The organism is Streptomyces sp. SM10, from assembly GCF_002910915.1.
Lineage (GTDB): Bacteria > Actinomycetota > Actinomycetes > Streptomycetales > Streptomycetaceae > Streptomyces.
Genome location: NZ_NEUF01000088.1, coordinates 113,988 through 136,542 on the forward strand (window position 1 = coordinate 113,988; position 22,555 = coordinate 136,542).

At 71.9% G+C, this 22,555-nt stretch carries 23 protein-coding genes; 10 read left to right on the forward strand and 13 right to left on the reverse strand.

All coding sequences use genetic code 11. From position 1 onward, the window contains the following. The first annotated feature begins 137 nt into the window (after positions 1 to 137). From B9S57_RS12605 to B9S57_RS12620, 5 genes are all read left to right on the forward strand, one after another. Complete coding sequence (locus B9S57_RS12605; RefSeq protein ID WP_103515644.1) at positions 138 to 1,769, forward strand: FAD-dependent monooxygenase; 1,632 nt, start codon at positions 138 to 140, stop codon at positions 1,767 to 1,769. 32 nt (positions 1,770 to 1,801) lie between these two features. Beyond that, positions 1,802 to 1,888, forward strand: a complete 87-nt coding sequence (locus B9S57_RS36360; RefSeq protein ID WP_311605579.1) for a putative leader peptide — start codon at positions 1,802 to 1,804, stop codon at positions 1,886 to 1,888. Positions 1,889 to 1,982: 94 nt separating this feature from the next. After that, the gene (locus B9S57_RS12610; RefSeq protein WP_103515672.1) at positions 1,983 to 2,546 is read left to right on the forward strand and encodes a cysteine dioxygenase; all 564 of its coding nucleotides are present in this window, start codon (positions 1,983 to 1,985) and stop codon (positions 2,544 to 2,546) included. After that, positions 2,543 to 2,974, forward strand: coding sequence for a rhodanese-like domain-containing protein (locus B9S57_RS12615; RefSeq protein ID WP_103515645.1), 432 nt, complete (start codon positions 2,543 to 2,545; stop codon positions 2,972 to 2,974). Before B9S57_RS12610 ends, B9S57_RS12615 begins: the two co-directional genes overlap by 4 nt. A 331-nt stretch (positions 2,975 to 3,305) precedes the next feature. Beyond that, positions 3,306 to 4,007, forward strand: coding sequence for a hypothetical protein (locus B9S57_RS12620; RefSeq protein ID WP_103515646.1), 702 nt, complete (start codon positions 3,306 to 3,308; stop codon positions 4,005 to 4,007). A gap of 360 nt (positions 4,008 to 4,367) precedes the next feature. On the opposite strand, the gene recX is transcribed toward B9S57_RS12620, so the two are convergent. Next, complete coding sequence (gene recX / locus B9S57_RS12625; RefSeq protein WP_103515647.1) at positions 4,368 to 5,060, reverse strand: recombination regulator RecX; 693 nt, start codon at positions 5,058 to 5,060, stop codon at positions 4,368 to 4,370. Positions 5,061 to 5,063: 3 nt separating this feature from the next. Then, positions 5,064 to 6,194 carry a recombinase RecA gene (recA, locus tag B9S57_RS12630; protein ID WP_103515648.1) on the reverse strand — a complete coding sequence of 377 codons (1,131 nt, stop codon included), beginning with the start codon at positions 6,192 to 6,194 and terminating at the stop codon, positions 5,064 to 5,066. 363 nt (positions 6,195 to 6,557) lie between these two features. Here recA and B9S57_RS12635 point away from each other — a divergent pair, with 363 nt between their 5' ends. Further along, entirely contained in the window at positions 6,558 to 7,766 is a 1,209-nt protein-coding gene (locus tag B9S57_RS12635) for an NAD(P)/FAD-dependent oxidoreductase (RefSeq protein WP_103515649.1), read from the forward strand. Between the two features lie 10 nt (positions 7,767 to 7,776). Further along, positions 7,777 to 8,712, forward strand: coding sequence for a sigma-70 family RNA polymerase sigma factor (locus tag B9S57_RS12640; protein ID WP_103515650.1), 936 nt, complete (start codon positions 7,777 to 7,779; stop codon positions 8,710 to 8,712). Positions 8,713 to 8,757: 45 nt separating this feature from the next. Here B9S57_RS12640 and B9S57_RS12645 read toward each other — a convergent pair whose 3' ends face one another. After that, a complete protein-coding gene (locus B9S57_RS12645; protein WP_103515651.1) occupies positions 8,758 to 9,879 on the reverse strand; it encodes an AI-2E family transporter in 1,122 nt (373 codons plus the stop codon). Positions 9,880 to 10,064: 185 nt separating this feature from the next. Continuing rightward, positions 10,065 to 10,259 carry a DUF3046 domain-containing protein gene (locus B9S57_RS12650; protein ID WP_103515652.1) on the reverse strand — a complete coding sequence of 65 codons (195 nt, stop codon included), beginning with the start codon at positions 10,257 to 10,259 and terminating at the stop codon, positions 10,065 to 10,067. A gap of 79 nt (positions 10,260 to 10,338) precedes the next feature. On the opposite strand from B9S57_RS12650, the gene B9S57_RS12655 reads away from it, so the two are divergent. Beyond that, positions 10,339 to 11,253, forward strand: coding sequence for a hypothetical protein (locus B9S57_RS12655; RefSeq protein WP_103515653.1), 915 nt, complete (start codon positions 10,339 to 10,341; stop codon positions 11,251 to 11,253). A gap of 10 nt (positions 11,254 to 11,263) precedes the next feature. Here the strand turns inward: B9S57_RS12655 and B9S57_RS12660 are convergent, their stop codons facing one another. Genes B9S57_RS12660 through B9S57_RS12670 form a run of 3 tightly spaced genes read right to left on the reverse strand, consistent with a single transcriptional unit; the run spans position 11,264 to position 13,219 of the window. Further along, entirely contained in the window at positions 11,264 to 11,569 is a 306-nt protein-coding gene (locus B9S57_RS12660; RefSeq protein WP_103515654.1) for an AzlD domain-containing protein, read from the reverse strand. Further along, positions 11,566 to 12,345, reverse strand: coding sequence for an AzlC family ABC transporter permease (locus B9S57_RS12665; RefSeq protein WP_103515655.1), 780 nt, complete (start codon positions 12,343 to 12,345; stop codon positions 11,566 to 11,568). Before B9S57_RS12665 ends, B9S57_RS12660 begins: the two co-directional genes overlap by 4 nt. A gap of 10 nt (positions 12,346 to 12,355) precedes the next feature. Continuing rightward, on the reverse strand, positions 12,356 to 13,219 hold the full coding sequence (locus B9S57_RS12670) for an AraC family transcriptional regulator (RefSeq protein ID WP_103515656.1): 864 nt from the start codon (positions 13,217 to 13,219) through the stop codon (positions 12,356 to 12,358). Positions 13,220 to 13,320: 101 nt separating this feature from the next. Between B9S57_RS12670 and B9S57_RS12675 the strand changes: the two genes are divergently transcribed. Both B9S57_RS12675 and B9S57_RS12680 read left to right on the forward strand, forming a co-directional pair. Then, positions 13,321 to 18,036 carry a DEAD/DEAH box helicase gene (locus tag B9S57_RS12675; protein WP_103515657.1) on the forward strand — a complete coding sequence of 1,572 codons (4,716 nt, stop codon included), beginning with the start codon at positions 13,321 to 13,323 and terminating at the stop codon, positions 18,034 to 18,036. A 133-nt stretch (positions 18,037 to 18,169) separates the two neighbouring features. After that, positions 18,170 to 18,973: an Fpg/Nei family DNA glycosylase gene (locus tag B9S57_RS12680; RefSeq protein ID WP_103515658.1), complete on the forward strand. Its 804-nt coding sequence runs from the start codon at positions 18,170 to 18,172 to the stop codon at positions 18,971 to 18,973. A gap of 70 nt (positions 18,974 to 19,043) precedes the next feature. On the opposite strand, the gene B9S57_RS12685 is transcribed toward B9S57_RS12680, so the two are convergent. The 6 genes from B9S57_RS12685 to B9S57_RS12710 form a co-directional block, all read right to left on the reverse strand. Beyond that, positions 19,044 to 19,583 (reverse strand): SMI1/KNR4 family protein, encoded by a 540-nt coding sequence (locus B9S57_RS12685; protein WP_258036372.1) that lies wholly within the window; start codon positions 19,581 to 19,583, stop codon positions 19,044 to 19,046. A gap of 294 nt (positions 19,584 to 19,877) precedes the next feature. Further along, positions 19,878 to 20,096: a hypothetical protein gene (locus B9S57_RS12690; protein WP_103515660.1), complete on the reverse strand. Its 219-nt coding sequence runs from the start codon at positions 20,094 to 20,096 to the stop codon at positions 19,878 to 19,880. Positions 20,097 to 20,482: 386 nt separating this feature from the next. Continuing rightward, positions 20,483 to 20,677, reverse strand: a complete 195-nt coding sequence (locus B9S57_RS12695) for a CsbD family protein (RefSeq protein ID WP_103515661.1) — start codon at positions 20,675 to 20,677, stop codon at positions 20,483 to 20,485. A gap of 63 nt (positions 20,678 to 20,740) precedes the next feature. Beyond that, positions 20,741 to 21,211, reverse strand: a complete 471-nt coding sequence (locus B9S57_RS12700) for a Dps family protein (RefSeq protein ID WP_103515662.1) — start codon at positions 21,209 to 21,211, stop codon at positions 20,741 to 20,743. Positions 21,212 to 21,437: 226 nt separating this feature from the next. Then, positions 21,438 to 21,821: a helix-turn-helix domain-containing protein gene (locus B9S57_RS12705; RefSeq protein WP_014153702.1), complete on the reverse strand. Its 384-nt coding sequence runs from the start codon at positions 21,819 to 21,821 to the stop codon at positions 21,438 to 21,440. Between the two features lie 109 nt (positions 21,822 to 21,930). Next, on the reverse strand, positions 21,931 to 22,443 hold the full coding sequence (locus tag B9S57_RS12710) for a CinA family protein (protein ID WP_103515663.1): 513 nt from the start codon (positions 22,441 to 22,443) through the stop codon (positions 21,931 to 21,933). Positions 22,444 to 22,555 lie beyond the last annotated feature (112 nt).

A 22,555-nucleotide genomic window follows, 5' to 3' on the forward strand; every position in this document is an offset into this window, starting at 1 on the left:
CCCCCCGCCACGTTCCCCGGTCACTTGACGCACGCACCGACAGTGGGTTGCATACGTTCTGTGATCCCGCCCCGAACCACACCCGCCGCCGGCCCCTCCCCCCTGACCTCGACGACCGGCGCCGGAGGGATCACCCCGTGGACCCGGTGATCGTCGTCGGCGCCGGTCCGGTCGGGCTCGCGCTGTCGCTCGCTCTCGCTGCTCAGGGCGTTCCCTCGGTCCTTCTCGACGAGGGCCCGGGCAAGGACGAACCCCGACCTGCTCGCACGGTCGTGCTGCGGGAGGACACCGCGGACCTCGTGGGACGGCTCGGCTGCACGACGCTGCACGACGAAGGGCTGCGGTGGGCCGGCTGGCGGTCGGTACGGCGCAAGCAGCTGGTGCGAGCCGTGCCGCTGGGCGACGAGGAAGGCACCGTTCCGCTGCCTGCGCCCGTCCATCTCCCCCAGCACGCGCTGACCGGAGGGCTGCGGGCGGCGGTCACCGCGCAGGACCTTGTCACCATGGTGCCGTTCAGCAGGATCGACACCCTGGAGCAGGACCCGAACGGGGTCACGGTCCACACCAGGGAGCCGGGGTCGACCTGGTGGCGGGGGAGTTACCTGGTGGGCTGCGACGGTGCGCGGTCCACCGTCCGCAAGCTCCTGGACATCAGGTTCCCCGGCCGGACCGCGGTGGAGCGGCATGCCGTCGCCGCGCTGCGGGCCGATCTGCCCTGGCCCGGCGAGGCCGTGCTGCACCGGTCGCCTCCTTGGCGCACCGGCGGCGCCGAGGTCACGGCGCGACCGCTCCCGGGGAATGTCTGGCGGCTGGACTGGCTCCTTCCCCCGCGCGGCGAACTCGTCACCCCCGACGCCCTCATCATCCGGATCCGCGACACCCTCGAGGGCTGGTGCGGCGAGACACCGGCCTACGAGCTGCTGGACACGGGCGTGTACACGCTGCACCACCGGCTGGCCAGGCGGTGGCGGTCCAAGCGTGCCTTCCTCGCGGGCGACGCCGCGCACCTGCTGGGTGCGCTCGGCACCCAGGGCCTGGACGAGGGGCTCCGGGACGCGGAGAACCTCGCCTGGAAGCTGGCGCAGGCCTGGCACCAGAGCGCCTCCGAGCTCCTGCTCGACAGCTACCAGACCGAGCGCAGGGCCGCCGTCGCCTCACGGCTCCGTGCCGCCGACCAGTCGCTGCCGATACTGCGGGGCAGCGCGGGCCTGCGCACCCTCGTACCCGGCTCCGCGCGGGGTCACGACACCCTGCTGGCCGACGGGCATCTGGGATGCGGGCCCCTGGGCGCGCCCCCTTCGTACAACCACTCACCCCTTTCACCTCAACGCGCCGAGGCCCACGCGACGGTGGGCACGGCTCCGGGTGCGCCGGTCGCCGATGTCCGGGTGACCGCGCCCGACGGGACGGCGGTGCGGCTGCGCGAGCGGCTGGGCCAGGGGCATCTGCTGGTGATCCTGGTCGCACCGGGCACGGGGGTCTGGGACCGGCGGCACTGGCTGACCGCGGGCGTCATGCCCCGGCTCGTCGATGCGGTCGACGCCCTCCCCGTGAAGGCCGAACTGCTGGTCACCGAGAGCTATCCGGGGGCGACGGCCCACACGGTGCTGCTGGTCAGGCCGGACGGCCATCTCGTGGCGGCCTTCGGCGGAGTGCGGCCGGCGGAACTCTTCGCGGCGGCGGACGCGGCGCGTGGCGGCGCGGACACCGCGCACGGGGGCGATGCGCACACCACCCCGAGCTCCGACCGGACCGCGGACGTCAATTGACCGCCGCAGGCGCTCATGGTGTACTCCAGATCATGACCGACACCGATGTGCGCCTGTGGCGGAGGGTCCATATGGACCTCGTCCGCTATGCGGGCTGCGTGTGTCGCCCGTCCTGCTGAATCGCCTTCCCCGGCACGCCGTGCGGTCCTCCGCACCGCTGTGCCTCCACGCGAACTTCTCAGGACGGCCGCTGTGTCTGCATCCTCTCCCCCACTGCCCACCCCCACGCCCTCCCCGCCCACTCCCTCGACCGCCGTCGGCACAGGCGCTCCCGCCCCGCGCCATGCCCCGACCGCTGCGGAACTGCTCGACTTCGTCCGCCGGACCGCCGACGACGCCGCCCTCGTCACCTCGCTCCCGCTCGACCCCGAGGGGCGCACCTGGCTCAGGCTCGAAGGCCCCGGCGGCAGCGAGGCCTGGCTCATCGGCTGGCCCCCCGGTACCGGCACCGGATGGCACGACCACGCCGAGTCGACGGGAGCGTTCACCGTGGCGGCGGGCGCCCTCCGGGAGCACTCGCTGGCCGCCCGGCTGCCCACCGACGGCTGGAAGACCCTCGAACTGAGCGAAGACGTCGACCGGACCCGGCTCCTGGCGACCGGCCAGGGCAGGGCTTTCGGCCGGCACCATGTCCACGAGGTCCTCAACGAGTCCGGGCGCGAACACGCCGTCTCGGTGCACGCGTACTACCCCCCGCTGCCGCAGATCCGTCGCTACAGCCGTACGGGCCCGGTACTGCGCCTGGAACAGACGGAGCGCCCGGAGGACTGGCTGTGAGCGGCGGGGACGAGAGCCGTCAGGCTCCGGTGGGCATCGACGACCTGCTCGACCGGGTGCGGGCCGGTTACGAACGGATCGGCCCCCAGGAGGCCGCAGCAGCGGCAGCCGAGGGGGCACTGCTCGTCGACATCCGCTACGCGGCGCTGCGCGAGAGGGACGGGCTGATCCCCGGGGCGCTGGTCGTCGAGCGGAACGAGCTGGAATGGCGGCTCGATCCGCAAGGCAGCCACCGTGTCCCGCAGGCGGTGAGCCATGACCTGCGGGTGGTGGTGGTCTGCAACGAGGGCTACGCATCGAGTCTCGCGGTCGTCTCCCTGCATCAGCTGGGACTGCACCGGGCCACGGACCTGACCGGCGGCTTCCAGGCGTGGCGTGCGGCAGGGCTTCCTGTAGCCCTCCGACCGGTGGAGCCCGACCACCACTGACATCACCTCTGCTGACGCGGAATCCGGTGGCACAGAATCCACTGGCTCGGAATCCGGGGGCCGGACAGCCCGCTCGCAATCCGGTGGCGCCGACAGCTTTCCGCGCTGTCGGCGGCCGGATTCCCCGAGGGTGAACCGGCCGGCCTTCGGCTCCCCGCATCGGCCTCCAGACAGGGCAGCCGGGTGGCACGGTCACCGGGCGTTCGGCCACCCACGGGGACCGAATGCCACTCCGACCCACCCGAACGCTGCTCTCCGGTGGAGCAATCGCCGCGCACGACGGACATTCGCCTCATCACCGATGACCGGAATGTACGGAGATGGCGCGTCGATGGAATCCGCTCAGCTCACCCCTGACCAGCTCGACGCGCAGGCTGCCCGGCTCCATGACACGGACGCGTGGCAGCACATCGTCACGGGCTGGGAGCTCACCACCGAGGAGCCCGCACCCTCGACACCCGCACCCTCGACACCCGCACCTCCGGGACCCGTAGCCCCGGCACCCGCGCTTTCGGAGCTGCCACGTCTCCCGGATGGAGAGGCGCCACCCGCGCACCCGTCCGGGTGGCGGGATCTGCTGTCGGTGCCCGTCGACCGGCTCATCGACGACTCCCTGCGGACCTTGCCCGCATCACTGCCCCGCGAGCGCCCGCTCCCCGGTCGCTTCGGCGCCGTGCTGCCCGAGCGTCTGCACGCGTGGCGGCGTATCGGACAGCCCGACGTGCGTCCGTCCGTCCATCTCGGCTACGCGCGGCAGGTCCTGACCGAATGGGGCTGGCAGAACACTCCCTACCGCCTGCGCAACGCCCGCGGTGCGCGCTGCCTCTGCGGTGCCATGCTGACCGCCCACCGGCTCGGCTACGGTTCGCTCGGCACCGTGGACCGCGCCGGTGCCTGGCTCATCACCGAGCTGCGCGCGCAGGGCTGGACCGACTTGATCGGCCCCTGGAACCGTCATCCGGGACGCACCGCCGACGACGCACTGGCCCTGCTCGACGCAACGATCCGCCGGGCATCCCTGGCAGGCCACTGATCCTGGCGACGCGCGCCCGACTGCCCGAGACGCTCCGTGCCCGAGCACCTGGCGGGCTGCCCGCGACACCCCTGGCGGTCGGAGGCACCGAGCCGAGACGTCCCGCACGGCCCCCGGCAACCGGGACTCTACGGCGGTGACCCCCTCCGCCACCGCCACAGGTCCCGTTCGCCCTGACTCCTGCACGCACCGCGCCCCCGTACTTGCCGTGCGTCGGAATCCAGGTCACGTCGGCCGGCCCTTCTCCGTGCCCGCCGCTCCCTGTCTGCCGCCCCCGGACCGGCCCGGACCTCATGTCCTTCCGCCCTGTCCTTGGCGCTCCGGCCTCTCCCCCGTCGTCCCGCCTGTCCCCGCCCCCGGTCAGAAGGGCTCGTCCAGCCCTTCCGTGTCCTCCCCCTCGGCTTCGATCGCCTGGCGCACCACGCGCAGGGCCATCCCCTCCCCGTACCCCTTGCGGGCGAGCATGCCCGCGAGCCGGCGCAGACGCTTGTCCCGGTCCAGCCCCCGGGTGGAGTGGAGCTTTCGCGCGACGAGCTCCCTGGCGGTCTCCTCCTCCTGCTCGGGGTCGAGCTGCCCGACCGCCTCGTCGATCACCGCCGGGTCCACTCCCTTGGTGCGCAACTCACGCACGAGGGCACGGCGGGCCAGCCCCCTGCCATGGTGCCGGGACTCGACCCAGGCGTCCGCGAACGCCGCGTCGTCGATCAGCCCCACGTCCTCGAAACGCGACAGCACTTCCTCCGCCGCCTCGTCGGGGATCTCCCGCTTGCGCAGCGCGTCGGCCAGCTGCTGTCTGGTGCGCGGGGTTCCGGTCAGCAGCCGCAGGCAGATGTTGCGCGCCTGCTCGACCGGGTCTCGCGGTTCCCCCTTCTCGGCCCTCGACGAGGAAGGGGAACCGCTGCTTCTGGAGCGGGAGCGGGAACGACGGCCCGCCCCCTCGCCGAACCCGGCCCCCCGGCCGGGCTCCGGAGGGCCTCCGGACGGCTCTGCGGCGTACTCGGGGCCGGGATCCGCACCGGTGTCGGCACCCGGCCACTCCGTGCGACGCGTCACGGCCTAGCTCTTGGCCGTCGCGGCCTTGGCAGGCTTGGCCTTGGTCGCGGGAGCCGGTACCGACTTGGCCGCCCCCTCCGCCGGAGCACCGGCGGTGGCCGCGGCATCGGCCGTGGGCTCCGCCGCGGCATCCTCCGAACGACCGCCGACGCCGAGCTTGTCGAGAATCTTCTTCTCGATCTCGTTGGCGAGGTCGGGGTTGTCCTTGAGGAAGTTGCGGGAGTTCTCCTTGCCCTGACCCAGCTGGTCGCCCTCGTACGTGTACCAGGCACCGGCCTTGCGGACGAAGCCGTGCTCCACGCCCATGTCGATCAGGCCGCCCTCACGGCTGATGCCCTGGCCGTAGAGGATGTCGAACTCGGCCTGCTTGAACGGCGGCGCCACCTTGTTCTTGACGACCTTGACCCGGGTGCGGTTACCCACGGCGTCGGTGCCGTCCTTGAGCGTCTCGATCCGGCGGATGTCCAGACGCACCGAGGCGTAGAACTTCAGCGCGCGGCCACCGGTCGTGGTCTCCGGGGAGCCGAACATCACCCCGATCTTCTCCCGGAGCTGGTTGATGAAGATCGCGGTGGTCTTGGACTGGTTGAGCGCGCTGGTGATCTTACGGAGCGCCTGGCTCATCAGGCGGGCCTGCAGACCCACGTGCGAGTCGCCCATCTCGCCCTCGATCTCCGCACGGGGCACCAGGGCCGCCACGGAGTCGATCACGATCAGGTCGAGCGCGCCGGAGCGGACGAGCATGTCCACGATCTCCAGCGCCTGCTCGCCGTTGTCCGGCTGCGAGAGGATGAGGCTGTCGATGTCGACGCCGAGCTTCTTCGCGTACTCCGGGTCGAGAGCGTGCTCCGCGTCGATGAAGGCCACCGAGCCGCCGAGCCGCTGCGCGTTCGCCACCGCGTGCAGCGTCAGCGTCGTCTTCCCGGAGGACTCCGGACCGTACACCTCCACCACACGGCCGCGCGGCAGGCCGCCGACGCCGAGCGCGACGTCGAGCGCGGTGGACCCGGTCGGGATCACCTCGATCGGCTCGTTCGGCCGCTCGCCGAGGCGCATCACCGCGCCCTTGCCGAATTGCCGTTCAATCTGTGCGAGTGCGGCGTCCAGCGCCTTCTCGCGGTCGGTTCCTGCCATGGGTTCCACCCGATTTGCTTGAGTCGATCGCTTCACGTCACAGACGCTAACCCCTGCCACTGACAATGGGCCTCGACGTCCTCCCGCCCTGTGGACAACTCCACGGTCGGGCCCGGCAAAACCCGGCCGGAATTCCATGAGAATGGATGTTCGATTTTGGTGTCAAGCGCACCGCGCCGGGCCGACACGACCGAGACCGGCCGGCCCGCACCGGCCACCCTCGATCATCACGACCGGCCGCCGACGATCACGAGCCGCGTACCGCCGACGCGGAAGCGAGTGACCCACATCACATTCTCCTCCTGTCAGCAATCGGGGCGCTGTCCCGTTCAAGGGACACGCGAACGAGACAGGAGCATCGCCATGAAGCACCGCATCGTCGTCCTCGGGGCCGGATACGCCGGGGCTTTCGCCGCCGGGAGCCTCGCCCGTCGGCTCTCCCCCGCCGACACCGCGATCACCGTCGTCAACGCCGTACCAGATTTCGTCGAGCGGATGCGGCTCCACCAGCTCGCGGCCGGGCAGGACGTCGCGTTCCGCAAGCTCACCGACGTGTTCGCTGGCACCGGGGTAGGGCTGCGCCTGGCGCGCGTCACCGGCGTCGACGCCGAGCGCAGGACTGTGGCCGTGACCGGCGAGGACGGTGACGGGCATCTCACGTACGACACCCTTCTCTACACGCTCGGCAGCTCCGTCGCCCACCACGGCGTCCCCGGCGCGGCCGAGCACGCCTTCGACGTGACCGGCCGGTCCTCGGCTCTGCGCCTGCGCGAGCGCCTGGCCGGCCTCGGTGCGGGCGGCACGGTGCTGGTCGTCGGTGAAGGGCTGACCGGCATCGAGACCGCCACCGAGTTCGCCGAGTCCCGGCCCGACCTGTCGGTCACGCTGGCCGCCCGCGGCGAGCTGGGTGCCTGGCTCTCCCCGAAGGCGCGCCGCCACCTGCGCCGGGCCTTCGACCGGCTCGGTATCACCGTCCACGAGCACACGGCCGTCGCAGCCGTCGGACCGGCACGGGCGATCGCCGCCGACGGCACGTCCTTCCCGGCCGACGTGACCGTGTGGGCGGCCGGGTTCGCCGTGCACCCCATCGCGGCCGCCGGCGGCCTGGAGGTCGACGGGACCGGCCGGATCGTGGTCGACCGCACCATGCGTTCGGTCTCGCACCCGGACGTCTACGCCGCCGGTGACTGCGCCTACGCGATCGGGGAGAACGGCCGGCCGCTGCCGATGTCCTGTGCCTCGGCCGGCTTCACCAACATGCAGGCGACCGCCTCGATCATCGCGCGCCTGACGGGCGGCGAGATCCCGTCCGTCGGGCTGAAGTACTACGGCAACCACATCAGCCTCGGGCGGCGGGACGCGATCTTCCAGATGGTGGACGAGGACGTCCGGTCGAAGTCCTGGTACCTCGGCGGCCGGACCGCGGCGCGGCTCAAGGCGGGCGTGCTCAAGGGAGCCGCATCGGGCATCGCCCACCCGACCTTCGGCATGCCGAAGCGCAGGCGCCGCCTGGTCACCGCGCCGGACGGGGCCACCACGTCGGAAGGGGCCACCGCCGAGGCCGTCTCCTAGGCTGATCCGCATGGACAGCGCAGCCGTCGATCGCTTCGAGGCCGGCCGGGGCCGGCTGGCCTCGCTCGCGTACCGTCTGCTCGGCTCCGCCACCGACGCCGAGGACGCCGTGCAGGACACGTTCCTGCGCTGGCAGGCCGCGGACCGGGAACGGATCGAGGTGCCGGACGCGTGGCTGACCAAGGTCGTCACCAACCTCTGCCTCGACAGGCTCCGCTCCGCGCAGGCGCGCCACGAGCGGACGGCCGGCGCCTGGCTGCCCGAACCGCTCCTCCAGAGCGACCCGATGCTCGGCCCGGCCGACACCTTCGAGCAGCGCGAATCGGTGTCCTTGGCCGTACTGGCCCTCCTGGAGCGCCTCTCCCCGGCCGAGCGGGCCGTCTACGTCCTGCGTGAGGCCTTCTCGTACAGCCACGCCGAGATCGCCGGGATCCTCGACATCACGGAGTCCGCGAGCCAGCAGCATGCCCACCGGGCTCGCATCCGGGTCGCCGGCGAGCGCCGCGGGGGCGGCGAGACCGACCCCGAATCCGCGCGCCGGGTCGTCGAGGAGTTCCTCGCCGCCGCGATGTCCGGGCGCACGGAACGGCTGGTGGCCCTGCTGACCGACGACGTGACGGCGGTGTCGGACGGCGCGGGGCTGAGCAAGCGGCTGCTGCGGGTCCACACGCGCGAGCGGGTCGCCTCCTTCGTGCGGGCCGGCTTCAAGCCCACGCCGGCGAAGCGGCGGCTGGCCGGCGGCTCCCCGGCGATGCACCTCACACGCGTCAACGGATCCCCGGCCGTCCTCGCCGTGGTCGACGGGCGGGTCATGGGCGTCGTGGCGTTCGACGTCAGCGACGGCCAGGTCGCGTCCCTGTGCGGTATCGCCGCCGCCGCCCGGCTCACGCGCCTCGACGGGGCCTGGCGGCGGAACGAACCCGACGCGCCGGTCCTCACCTGGTGACAGTGGCCTGAGGCGGGCGGGCCGACGCTCCTCCTCCGGCCCGTGTCAGCCCCTGCCCGTGCGCCGCACCGCGCGCCGGATCCGCGTCAGCACAGGCTCACCACGCCGCCAGCGGTGCCCGCCGTGCACACGGGGGTCGTCCATCACGTCGTAGCGCTTCACGTAGGCCCCCAGGAACGCCTGGAGTGTCGCGACCGCCGGAATGGCGATCAGTGCCCCGACGGCGCCCATCAGCGCGGTGCCCGCGACGACCGAACCGAAGGCGACCGCGGGGTGGATGTCGACCGTCTTGGAGGTGAGCTTCGGCTGCAGGACGTAGTTCTCGAACTGCTGGTAGACCACGACGAAGCCGAGGACCCACAGGGCGTACCAGGGATTGACGGTGAAGGCGATCAGCATGGGCAGCGCCCCGGCCAGATACGTACCGATCGTGGGGATGAACTGCGAGACGAGGCCCACCCAGACCGCGAGCGCGGGTGCGTAGGGCACCCCGAGGACCACCAGCAGGACGTAGTGCGCCGCGCCGGAGATCAGCGCCATCAGTCCGCGCGAGTAGATGTAGCCGCCGGTCTTGTCGACCGCGATCTCCCAGGCGCGCAGCACCTCGGTCTGCCGCGAGGGCGGCAGCACGGTGCACAGCGCGCGCCGCAGGCGGGGGCCGTCGGCGGCGAAGTAGAACGAGAACAGGAAGATCGTGAGCAGCCGGAACAGACCGCCGAGCACGGTCGTGGAGACGTCGAGCACACCGGTCGCGCTGTTCTGCACGTACTTCTGGAGCCAGTCCGAGTGCAGCAGGCTGTCCTGCACCTCGACGCGGGAGAGCTCCGTGTGGAAGGTCTGGTTGACCCAGTTGATCACCGAGTCGAGGTACTTGGGGAACTCCTCGACCATGTCGACGATCTGTCCGGCGAGCATCGAGCCGAGCAGGACGACGAAGCCGACTCCGGCGACCAGCAGGGCGAGGAAGACCAGGAAGGTGGCGAGCCCCCGGCGCATGCCGCGTCCGGCCATGCGGCTGACGGCCGGCTCGATGGCCAGCGCAAGGAAGAAGGCGATGAGGATGTTGGTCAGCAGCCCGATGAGCTGGTAGAAGGCCCAGCTGCCCAGCTGGAAGCACCCGTAGAGCGCCAGTGCCATGACAAGGGCGCGCGGCAGCCAGCCGGGCATGCGGACGGGGCCGGTACCGGGCGGCGGATCGGGTGGTGCGGCCGGCGGGACGGGCGGCTGGGTCCGGGCGGTCTCGTCTGTCGGTGCCACGGGACAAGTCTCGCTCACCGCGGTGACAGCCGGACCCGCGGCCCGTCAGCGGCGGCGTGGGGGGCGCGGCGTTCCGTCGGGCGGGACCGCGTCGTTCAGCGCTTCTCCGCGGGTATGCCGACCGCCGAGCAGACCCCGCGCCAGACGTCCTTGGTCTCCCAGCCCGCGTCCAGGGCCTCGTGCACCGTACGGCCGCCGAGCTCCGCCATCACGTGATCGCGCGCGAAGGAATCGGCGTACGTCTCGCCGAAGTGGTCCGCCATCCGTTCCCAGAAAATCGTCAACCGCATGCCCCCAGTATCCCGCCCCTGAGAGTGCAGCCTGGCCGGGAGGGCCTGCCGAGCGCGTTTTCCGCTCTACGGTCGGTCCATGGCTGGAACCGGAGCACACCCTCTCGCCCGCGCCGAGCAGTTCGTCTGGCTCACCGCACGCGTCCTCGAACAGCGGCGGTTCGCCCATCTCTTCCTGGAGGGAAGCGCGGACAGCGTCGAGACCGCGCTCACCGCCTATCGGAACGAGGACGGTGGCTACGGCCACGCGCTCGAACCCGATCTTCGCGGACCGGTGAGCCAACCGCTGCACACCGCCCACGCGCTGAGCGTTCTCGACTCGATCGGCCGCTGCGACGGTCTGCGCGTGGAGCGGGTCTGCCGCTACCTGACGGACGTGTCGACCAGGGAAGGCGCTCTGCCCGCACTCCATCCCTCGCAGCGGGGATATCCCGCGGCGCCGTTCATCCCCGTCGTCGACGACCCGCCCGCCCAACTGCTGTCGACGGGTCCCGTGGTCGGTCTCCTGCACCGCAATCGGGTGTGGCACGCCTGGCTGTTCCGGGCCACCGACTTCTGCTGGGCCGCCGTCGACGCGCTGGAGCAGTCCCACCCGTACGAGGTCGAGGCGGCCGTCGCCTTCCTCGACGGCGTCCCGGACCGGGCGCGCGCCGAGTCCGCCGCTGACCGGCTGGGGCACATGGTGCGTGAGCAGCGACTGGTGGTGCTCGATGCGGGGCGCCGTGACGCGTACCCGGTGGCCCCCGGTTACGCCCCGGGGGAGCACCACTTCCCGTACGACTACGCCCGCACACCGGGGTCGCTCGCCCGCCGGTGGTTCAGCGACGGCGAGCTGGAGAGCTCCCTGGACCATCTGGCGGCCGAACAGAGGGAGGACGGCGGCTGGCCGGTCAACTGGCGTCAGTGGGCTCCGGGAACGGCTCTGGAGGGCCGCCCGATCGTGACGCTCAGGGCCCTGCAGACCCTCCGTGCGTACGGCCGCTGTCCGCGCTGATCCGTCCCGCTCAGAACAGGGCGCGCGCGACGGCGGTGACCACGACGGCAGAACCCACGACGACCAGGAAGGGGGCGCGGAGAACGAGAGCGAGTGCTGCCGCGGCGAGCCCTGCCGCTCTGGCGTCCAGCGCCAGATCCTGCGCGTCGCCGAAGGTCTGCTGGGCGGTGAGGGCGGCGAGCAGGGCCACCGGAAGGAGCGCTGCCATCCGTTGCACGAGGGGGCGTTCCAGGACTCCGGCAGGCACCAGCAGTCCCAGGAGCTTCGCGAGGTAGCAGCCGACGGCGGTGAGCCCGATGGCGATCCAGATGTTCATCGGCCCTCCCCGGGCGTGGTGTCTCCGGTGACGTCCTCGCTCGAAGCACTCCTGCCGCGGCCCTTCAGGAAGAGGACCACCGGGGCCGCCAGCGCGGACACGAGCACGGGCGCGCCCGCCGGCAGCACCGGCAGGAGGCCCAGGACCAGCAGGACGGCGAGCCCGGCCGTGACGCGCTCCGTGGCGCTCTTCAGCATCGGCGCGAGAAGGGCGAGGAACACGGCGGGACTCGCCGCGTCCAGCCCCCAGGCGTCGGTGTCGCCGAGCGCCTCGGCGCCGAGCGCGCCGAGCAGCGTGGTCAGGTTCCACAGGGTGTACAGGGTGAGCCCTGTGACGGTGAACCCGATGCGCGCCGCTCTCCGGGTGGGCTGGGGCAGGGTGACGGCGGTCGTCTCGTCGATGACCCATTGGGCGGCAAGGGGGCGCAGCACGCGCGGGAGGGCGAGGAGCTGCGACAGCCGCAGTCCGTAGAAGGCGTTGCGGATGCCGAGGAAGAACGCCCCGGCCGCGGCGGTGTACGGGTTGCCGCCCGCGGCGAGAGCGCCCACGAGGGCGAACTGGGAGGCTCCCGTGAAGACGAGGAGGCTCAGGGCACACGTCTGGAGGAGAGTGAGTCCGGAACCTGCCGACGTCACTCCGAAGGCGAAGCCGGAGAGACCCACGGCCACGCCCACACCGAGTGCGTCCCGGACGACTGCCGCGTCCGGCTTCTCCGCGGCCGGGCCCTGGACGCCGGGGGCGGCCGGGCACTGCGGGGGTGCTGTCTGTTCTGCCACGTCCGGGACGCTACGGGGCGAGGGCCCGGCCGGTCTTGTACGTTCCTGCGCGTTCACGCCGGTAGGCACCCGGAGGCACCCCGACGATCCGGGTGAAGTGGCGATTGAGGTGGGGCTGGTCGGTGAAGCCCACGGCGACGGCGGCATCGGCGGGGGCCGCCCCCGCGTCGAGCATGCGGCGCGCACGGCGTACGCGGGCGTCGGTGAGCCAGGTGTGCGGGGGCATTCCGTACTGCTTCTTGAAGGCCCGCAGCAGCGCGAAGGGGCTGGTGCCCAGCTCCGCGGCGAGCGCTTCCAGGGTGGGCGGCCGCTCCATCCGCTCCTCCAGCGCGGTGCGGGCGCGGGCCGCGTCACGGGCGCCGGCGAAGTGGGGCGACCTGGTCGGCAGCACGCTGCCGTGGCGGTCGAGCAGCTGGGCGACCAGGACACGCAGGACGCTGTCGGCGGCCAGGGCGTTGCCCTCCTCCGCGGCCCGGTGGACCTCGGCTATCAGCCGGGCGGCGCGCGGGTCCATCACTCCGGTCTCGGCGAAACCGACCGTGCCGCGCGTGTCCGTGAGTTCCGCCGCGATGTCGTCGACCACCTGGGCGGACGGGTAGAGCGTGGCGTACACCCACCCCTCGGGTATGCCGGCGCGGGCGGTGTGCGGCACCTCCGGGTTGATCATGAGCACGGTTCCCGGCCCGGCGTGCACGGTGCCTCCGGGGACACCGACCTCCTCGACACCGCTGGTGATCGTGGCGAAGACGTAGCCCTCGTGGCTGTGGCGCGGAAAGGTGTGGCGGACGTAGCGGGCTCGCAGCAGGTCGAGGCCGGGCAGTTCGGCGTGCTGCCAGTGCCTCGCCCATTCCTGTGTCGCGTCCGCCTTCGCCATGTTCGTATTCTCGCAGGTCCGGGCGGTGTGGAAGCCCCGTGACGGTGAGCGGGGGGCACGTCCACCGGCCGTTGTCGGTGGTGGGGTGCACGATGGAGGGCATGGCCGCTTCCGCACTCGATTCCTTCTCGCCCGCGACCCGCAGTTGGTTCTCGGCGGCCTTCGACGCGCCCACCGCGGCGCAGGAGGGTGCGTGGCGTGCCATCGGCGAGGGTTCGGACGTGCTGGTCGTCGCGCCGACCGGATCGGGAAAGACCCTGGCCGCCTTTCTCGCCTCGCTGGACCGGCTGGCCGCCGTCCCTCCCCCGGCCGAGGCGAAGAAGCGGTGCCGTGTGCTGTACGTGTCGCCGATGAAGGCGCTCGCGGTCGACGTCGAGCGGAATCTGCGTTCACCGCTGACCGGGATCCGTCAGGAGTCGGTGCGCCTGGGGCTGCCCGAGCCCGAGGTGCGGGTGGGGATCCGCTCCGGTGACACCCCTCCGGCCGAGCGCCGTTCGATGGCGACGAAGCCCCCGGACATCCTGATCACCACGCCCGAATCGCTGTTCCTGATGCTCACCTCCTCGGCCCGGGACGCGCTCGCGGGCATCGAGACGGTGATCGTGGACGAGGTGCACGCGGTCGCGGGCACCAAGCGCGGTGCCCATCTCGCCCTGTCCCTGGAGCGTCTGGACGAGTTGCTGCCACGGCCGGCGCGGCGTATCGGACTGTCGGCGACGGTCCGCCCGGTCGACGAGGTCGCGCGGTTCCTGTCGCCCCGGCGGAAGGTGGAGATCGTCCAGCCCCCGTCCGCCAAGGAGTTCGACCTCTCCGTCGTGGTTCCGGTGGAGGATCTCGGCGAACTGGGCGGTTCCCCGGCCACGGGTGACGAGGGCGGCCAGGCCGAGAAGCCGTCGATCTGGCCCCATGTCGAGGAGCGGATCGCCGATCTCGTCCAGTCCCACCGCTCCACGATCGTCTTCGCCAACTCACGGCGGCTGGCCGAGCGTCTGTGCAACCGGCTGAACGAGATCGCCCACGAACGGGCGGCCGGCGCCGCGTTCGAGGAGGGAGCCGAAGGCGGCCGTCCCCTGCTCGAGGCGCACTCCCCCGCCGAGATCATGGCCCAGTCGGGAGCCGCGAAGGGAGCACCTCCCGTCCTCGCCCGTGCGCACCACGGCTCGGTCTCCAAGGAGCAGCGCTCCCAGGTGGAGGAGGACCTCAAGGCGGGTCGGCTGCCCGCCGTGGTCGCCACGTCCAGCCTGGAGCTGGGCATCGACATGGGCGCCGTCGACCTGGTGATCCAGGTCGAGTCGCCGCCGTCCGTGGCCTCGGGACTCCAGCGGGTGGGCCGCGCCGGGCACCAGGTCGGTGCTGTCTCCACCGGTGTGGTCTTCCCCAAGTACCGCGGCGACCTGGTGCAGGCGGCCGTGGTCACCGAGCGGATGCGTACGGGGGCCATCGAGGCCCTGAGGATCCCGTCCAACCCCCTGGACGTGCTCGCCCAGCAGATCGTCGCGACGGTGGCCCTCGACACCTGGCAGGCGGACGACCTTCTCGCCCTCGCCCGGCGGGCCGCGCCTTTCGCCTCTCTGCCCGAGTCCGCGTTCACCGCTGTGCTCGACATGCTCGCCGGACGCTATCCGTCCGACGCCTTCGCGGAGCTGCGCCCCCGTGTGGTGTGGGACCGCGTCACCGGTGCGGTCACGGGGCGGCCCGGTGCCCAGCGTCTCGCCGTCACCTCGGGCGGCACCATTCCCGACCGCGGGCTCTTCGGTGTCTTCCTGGCCGGCGCGGACCCGAAGAAGGGCGGCGGACGCGTCGGCGAGCTGGACGAGGAGATGGTCTACGAGTCCCGGGTCGGCGACGTCTTCACCCTGGGCACCACGTCGTGGCGGATCGAGGACATCACCAGGGACCGGGTCCTGGTCTCGCCCGCCCCCGGGGTCCCGGGCCGGCTGCCGTTCTGGAAGGGCGACCAGCTGGGCCGTCCTCTGGAGCTGGGCCGGGCCCTGGGCGCGTTCCTCCGGGAGATCGGCGCCCTGTCCGACGAGGACGCCCGACTGCGGCTGCTCGACGCCGGGCTCGACGCCTGGGCGGCGGACAACATCCTGTCGTACCTCGACGAGCAGCGCCGCGCCTGTGGCCACGTCCCCGACGACCGGACCGTTCTCGTCGAACGGTTCCGGGACGAGCTCGGCGACTGGCGGGTCGTGGTGCACTCGCCGTTCGGCGCCCAGGTGCACGCCCCTTGGGCACTCGCCCTGTCCGCCCGCCTCGGCGAGCGGTACGGCATGGACGCACAGGTCATGCACGCGGACGACGGCATCGTGCTCCGGCTGCCCGACGCCGATCTGATGGGCCTGGACCTCCTGGACTTCGATCCGGTCCGGACGGGCACCGGAGACGGCGGGGCCCCCGGATCCGGGGGCGGCGATGCCGCAGGCGCCTTCCCTCCCGCCGGATTCGACAGTGATCAGCCCCCGGTGGGGGCGACCGACGTGGTGTTCGACAAGGGCGAGATCGGCCGGGTCGTCACCGAGCAGGTCGGCGGATCCGCCCTGTTCGCCTCCCGGTTCCGCGAATGCGCGGCGCGCGCCCTGCTGTTGCCCCGGCGCAGCCCGGGAAAGCGCACCCCCCTGTGGCAGCAGCGGCAGCGCGCGTCCCAGTTGCTCCAGGTCGCCTCCGAGTTCGGTTCGTTCCCGATCGTCCTCGAAGCCGTCCGCGAGTGCCTTCAGGACGTCTTCGACGTCCCCGGTCTCACCGAGCTGATGGGCGACCTGGAGGCGCGCCGCATCCGTCTGGTCGAGGTGACGACGCCCGAGCCGTCGCCGTTCGCCCGCTCGCTCCTCTTCGGATATGTCGCGCAGTTCCTGTACGAGGGCGACTCGCCCCTCGCCGAGCGGCGGGCGGCCGCGCTCTCGCTCGACTCCCACCTCCTGGCGGAGCTGCTCGGCCAGGCGGAGCTGCGCGAACTGCTCGACGCGGACGTCCTCGGCGAGCTGGAGCGGGAGCTCCAGTGGCTGACCGACGAGAGGAAGATCAAGGATGTCGAGGGGGTCGCCGACCTGCTGCGCGTCCTGGGCCCTCTCACCGACGCCGAACTGGCGGAACGCGGCGCGGAACCCGGCTGGGCGAAGGAGCTGGAGACGTCCCGGCGCGCCATCCAGGTCCGGATCGGCGGGGCCGGTCACTGGGCAGCCGTGGAGGACGCGGGCCGGCTGCGCGACGCACTGGGCACCGCACTTCCGGTGGGAGTTCCCGAAGCGTTCACCGAACCGGTCAAGGATCCCCTCGGCGACCTCCTCGCCCGCTACGCCCGCACGCACGGGCCGTTCCCCAGCCCCCGGGCGGCCGCCCGATTCGGCCTGGGCACCGCCGTCACGGACGGTGCGCTGCAGCGGCTCGCCGCCTCGGGACGAGTCGTCCAGGGTGAATTCCACCCGGCGGGCATCGGGCAGGAGTGGTGCGACGCCACCGTCCTTCGGAGGCTGCGCCGCCGCTCGCTGGCGGCGCTCCGCCAGGAGCTGGAGCCGGTTCCGCCCGCCGCGCTGGCAGGCTTCCTCCCTCAGTGGCAGCACCTCGGCGACAACAGTCTTCGGGGCATCGACGGACTGGCCCGCGCCATCGAGCAGCTGCAGGGCGCCCCGGTCCCCGCGTCCGCTCTGGAGAAGCTGATCCTGCCGAGCCGCGTCATGGGATACACCCCCGCCATGCTCGACGAGCTCACCACGACGGGCGAGGTCGTCTGGGCCGGCGCGGGCGCCCTCCCCGGGAAGGACGGCTGGCTCTCCCTCTACCTGGCCGACAGCGCTCCGCTGCTCCTGCCTCCGCCGCACCCTCTGGAACAGACCGCGTTGCACGAGTCGGTTCTCACCGTGCTCTCCGGCGGGTACGGCCTCTTCTTCCGCCAGATCACCGACCAGATCCGCGCGACCACCCACCCGGACTGCACCGATCCCCAGCTGGCCGACGCACTCTGGGACCTGGTCTGGTCCGGCCGTCTCACCAACGACACGCTGGCACCGCTGCGTTCGCTCCTCGGCTCGGGGCGCACGGCAGGCTCCACCGCACACCGCGCGCGGCGCAGTGTTCCGCGCGGCCGTTACGGATCTCTGACGGCGGCGGCACGCCCCGCCTCCCGGACCGGTCCGCCGACCGTGTCGGGACGCTGGTCGCTGCTGCCCCCGGCGGAACCCGAGCCGACCCATCGCGCGCATGCCCTGGCCCGGACGCTCCTCGACCGCCACGGCGTGGTGACCCGCGGTGCGGTGCAGGCCGAGGGCGTCGAGGGCGGGTTCTCCGCGATCTACCGGATCCTCGCCGCGTTCGAGGACAGCGGGCAGGCCCGCCGCGGATATGTCGTCGAGGGGCTGGGGGCGGCCCAGTTCGCGATGGACGGTGCGGTGGACCGGCTCAGAGCCGCCTCCACCGCACGCGACCGCGCCGACCCCGGATCGGTGCCCCGCGCGCTGGTCCTCGCCGCGGCCGATCCCGCCAACGCGTACGGAGCCGCCCTGCCCTGGCCCGAGTCACCGGACGGCGCGGGACACAAGCCGGGGCGCAAGGCCGGCTCGCTGGTGGTCCTCGTCGACGGCGAGCTGACCCTCTACATGGAGCGCGGCGGGAAGTCCCTGCTCGCGTGGCCCACCGATCCCGCCGATCCTGCACTCCGCGCCGCCGCCGAGGCGCTCGCGTCGGCCGCCCGCACGGGGACGCTCGGCACGGTCACGGTGGAGCGCACCAACGGCGCCTCCTCCCTGACGTCCCCGCTGGGCCGGACCCTGGAGGCCGCAGGCTTCCTCGCCACACCACGGGGTCTGCGGCTGCGCGCCTGAGGAACCCGCCGTGAGATCCGTCGGTGGCGCACCCGTCGGGCCCGCCACGGGTTCAGCGCTTGCGCTCCCGAGAGGTGCGGCTCACGGAGCGGGGCGGGCGCCATCCGTGGCCCTGCCGGCGCATCATGGAGGCATGCCCGAAGGTGACACCGTCCTTCAGACAGCCCGGCGTCTCGACGCGGCGCTGGCCGGCCAGGTGCTGACGGTCTGCGACCTGAGGGTCCCGCGGTTCGCCACGTCCGATCTGACCGGCAGGACGGTCCTGGGCGTCATCGCGCGCGGCAAGCATCTGCTCTCCCGCTTCGAGGGCGGCCTCACTCTCCACAGCCATCTGCGCATGGAGGGGGCCTGGCGCGTGTACGACCGGGGCGAGCGCTGGCGGGGCGGTCCCTCCCACCAGATCCGTGCCGTGCTCTCGACCGCGGAGCACACCGCCGTCGGCTACCGGCTGCCTGTCCTCGAACTGCTCCGCACCGAGGACGAAGGACAGGTCGTCGGTCATCTCGGCCCCGATCTGCTGGGGTCCGACTGGAACCCGGAGGCGGCCCTGCGCAATCTGCTCGCCGACCCCGACCGCCGTGTCGGGGACGCGCTCCTGGACCAGCGCAATCTGGCCGGGATCGGCAACGTCTACATGTGTGAGCTCTGCTTCATGGCCCGTGCGACCCCTTGGCTCCCGGTGGGCGAACTGCCCCCGCCCCTCGCCATCCGTCTGGTCAGCACGGCCAGACAGCTCCTCCAGGCCAATCGAGACCGTCCGATGCGGACCACCACAGGTGCGACGAAGGCCCTCCGCGGCCGTACTCGGGAGCGTCTCTTCGTCTACGGGCGTGCGGGCCGCCCCTGTCTGCGCTGTCGTACGCCCATCCGTGTGGCGGACCGTGAGGATCGTCCGACGTACTGGTGTCCGCACTGCCAGTCCGGACCCACCGCTTGAGACCGTGCCTGCTCCGAAAGCCGCTCGGATGCCGCTGGGCCAGCGCTGCGCCGGACTTTTAGAGGGCTAGCTAGGGGCGCGCCGCTTCCCGCACCATGGCGGCGAAGTCGTGGTGAGGCTCGGGGTCGTCACCGTCGCCGGGCCACCACACATACGCGGTCCACTCGCCGTTATCCCCGATACTGTCGGCGTGCAGCAGCCAGTAGCAGCCGCTACCGCCGTCGTCGTCGCCGACCAGCAGACATCGCCTGAGTACGGTGCGCTGCTCCTCGAAGCTGTCGAGGTCCGACCACGCTTCGAAGAGCTCGGCGTCGAGGTCGGCAAACCAGCCGATTGCGCCGACCCGGAACAGGTTGACAAACCCGATGTCTTCCCAGCCGTCGCTGACCTGGAGGAAGTTTCGGTACGAGGGAGGAAACCTCACCCCGAGCCGCTCCTCGGCGGCCACGATCGCTTGCTCGCCCGCCGGTTCGGCACCGGCCCACCCGGCCTCCAGCCGCTCCTTGCTGATGACCTGCCGATGCTCTTCGATGGCCTCACGGACCTCGTCCGAGCTGATGTGCCTGGCGTTGTAGTCGCTGAGGAACGCGCGCCATTCCGCGACCGTCATGGGCGAAGGGGTCGTCATACCTGGACTCCGGTGATTCGTACGGTGGGTCCCGGACAGCCTCACACGACCCACTGACAATCGAAGCGTGTGCTGGCTCGGCAGCGACCTGGCCCTTGAAGCCGCCGCTCGGGACGCGGCGCGGCCTCGGCGGATCCTGCGGCAAGTACGTCTTGGCTTGCAGCGATCGCCCCGCACGTCGGCCTGTCGGCAGACGCTTCACGGGATAGCCGGGAAGTCGCGAGGAGCTGGCTCTACTGCTCGACACGGCTCCGACCACGATCCGCCGGACAGAACCTAGTCGGATATCTCTGTCCGGTGCGTCCCGGGCTCCTCGGCGGCCGGATCCGGCCGCGCCGCGGCGGCCACATGGACCGGGAGGAGGCTCAGCCCCCATCCCCCGGCCGCCACCGCGCCCTCGACCACTCCCGCGTGCTCCGGTCTCAGCAGCAGCCGCAGCACTGCCCACCACCAGGCGCCACCGAGGACGAGCGCCGGTACCCATCGCCGTACCATGGCTGCCTCCTCCGGCCGACGCTAGTACGGCACGTTCTCCTGGCGGGAGGGCGCACCGGTGCGCTACCGGCGTGCGCGGCACGGGTGGAACGGCTGTGCGCGCTCTCCTCCGGGCCCTGCCGGGAGACCGGGCCCCCTCGGGAGAGGTGAACCCCTGCCCTCCCCGCAGTTTCCCCCGGGTCGTCGCCCTGTGCATCCCGCGTCCGGCGGGACGTGTGCAGGCGCACACACGAGTGCCTCCGCCGAACACTCGGCGGAGGCACTCGGCGCGGAGGCACTCGTACGCGGGCTGCCGCACCCCGACCGGGCGGATCCGGCGTCCCGCTGGGCACCGAAGCCCGTGCGGGAGCAGGAGGCCCTGCGGGACAGGCGGCCCGGCCCGGGGCCTAGCGTCCGTCGTCGTCCGTCAGGGAGTCCTTCATGCCCTTGGCCCGCTCACCGGCGTCTCCCAGGGTGCCCTCGGCCTTGGCCTTGGCCTGGTCCGTCTTGCCCTCGGACTCCTTGCGGCGGTCACCGGTGATCTTGCCCGCCGCTTCCTTGGCCTTGCCCTTGATCTTGTCCATGGCCTTGTCGTCACTCACTTCGAACTCCTCACTCGCTGCCGGGCGCCGTCACCGGACGCCCGGGCCGTCCGTCACCGTGGGTCAGGCGCTTTCGGCCTGGAACATCCACGCGTGCTTCTCGAGGTCCGCCGTCAGCGTGATCAGAATGTCCTGGCTGACGGGGTCCGGTTCGTCGGTGACCTCGATCCGCTCCCGCATGCGGTCGATGACCACACGAAGGGCGTCCACGAGGACACGTACCGCGTCCACGTCCTTGATCCAGCCGTCCGGTACCGCATCGATCGCTGTGGTCTTCGCGAGCGTCCTGGACCGGCCGTCCGGGTTGACGCCGACCGCGGAAGCCCTCTCCGCCACCGTGTCCGAGTGCTGTCGTGCCGTGTCGACGACCTCGTCGAGCTGAAGGTGCACGGAGCGGAAGCGGGGGCCGACCACGTTCCAGTGGACCTGCTTGGCCACCAGGGAGAGGTCGACCAGGTCGACCAGCGCGCCTTGCAGCGCGTCTCCCACGACCTTGCGGTCACCATCGGACAGAGCGCTCTTCACGACAGACATGCACTTCTCCGTTCAGATAGCTGTTCGGCCTTTCACCCGGCCTGCCACCTGTCCACAATGTCACATATGCGGTGAAACTGGCATTGAGGTGGCTGATCCGAAGAATCGTCCTCCGGCCTCATGTGCCGCCTGCCCCGCGAACGCCGCCGCACACACCTTGCACGCGAAAGCCCCGGCCGGCCCCGTGAGGGGCCGGCCGGGGCTTCTTTCACCACGAACCGTGCGGTCAGGCGGCGACGACATCCACCGCTTCCGCGGGCGCCTTGATGGTCACCCGTCCCGTCGGTACGCCGGCGACGGACGCGACGGAGACGGAATTGAGCATCGGACGTACTGGTACAGGCACCGCATCACTGGCCGCTGCCGACTCGGCCAGCTCAGCCAGCGACAGTTCATCGCTCACTTCACGCATGAGCTCGGACATCCGTACGTCCAGCGCGTCGCAAATGGCGGAGAGCAGTTCGGAGGATGCCTCCTTCTGCCCCCGCTCCACCTCGGAGAGATAGCCGAGCGAGACTCGGGCGGACGAGGAGACTTCGCGCAGAGTACGGCCTTGGCGCTGGCGCTGCCGACGCAGCACGTCACCAAGCAGGCGACGGAGCAGAATCATCGGTGGCTCCCTCCTCGGACCGCGTAGCCGCATCCTTCACGCCCCACCGTACCGCCTCGCGCTGCGGCCGTGCGGGGAGCGATGTCGTGTTCACTCAGGGCTGCAAACATCAATTCCCCCCGTTCTGTTCCGTATCCTGTGCCCTCGCGTCCTCGCCGAGTTCGCCGGAGAGCAGCTGAAGGAGGCTCCGTACACTCTCCTTACGGATGTCCGCCCGGCCGCCGTTCAACCTCAGCCCGGTGACATTCTGTACGCCACCCGGCCCGGAAACAGCCAGGAAGACCGTCCCCACGGGCTTGCCGTCCTGGGGCTCGGGACCGGCGACACCGGTGGTCGAGATTCCCCAGTCCGCGCCCAGGATCCGGCGCACGCCGGCGGCCATCGCCTGCGCGACCGAGGGATCCACCGCGCCGCGCTCGGCCAGGAGCGCCCCGTCAACGCCCAGCACCTCCCGCTTGAGGGGCGTGGCGTACGCCGTGACGGACCCGCGGAAGGCCCGGGAGGCGCCGGGGACGGAGGTCAGCTCGGCGGCCACCAGACCGCCGGTGAGGGACTCGGCGACGGCAAGCGTCTCGCCGCGCTCCTGAAGCCGCCGCAGTACCAGGGCCGCCCCGGACGTCACCGCTCGGCCTCCGCGGCCCCGCGACCGCCCGCCACACGCTCCCCGACCGGATCCCCCAAGGGTTCCACCATCGGCTCCGCGGTGTCCTTCCCCGTCCCGCCCACGCCGCCGG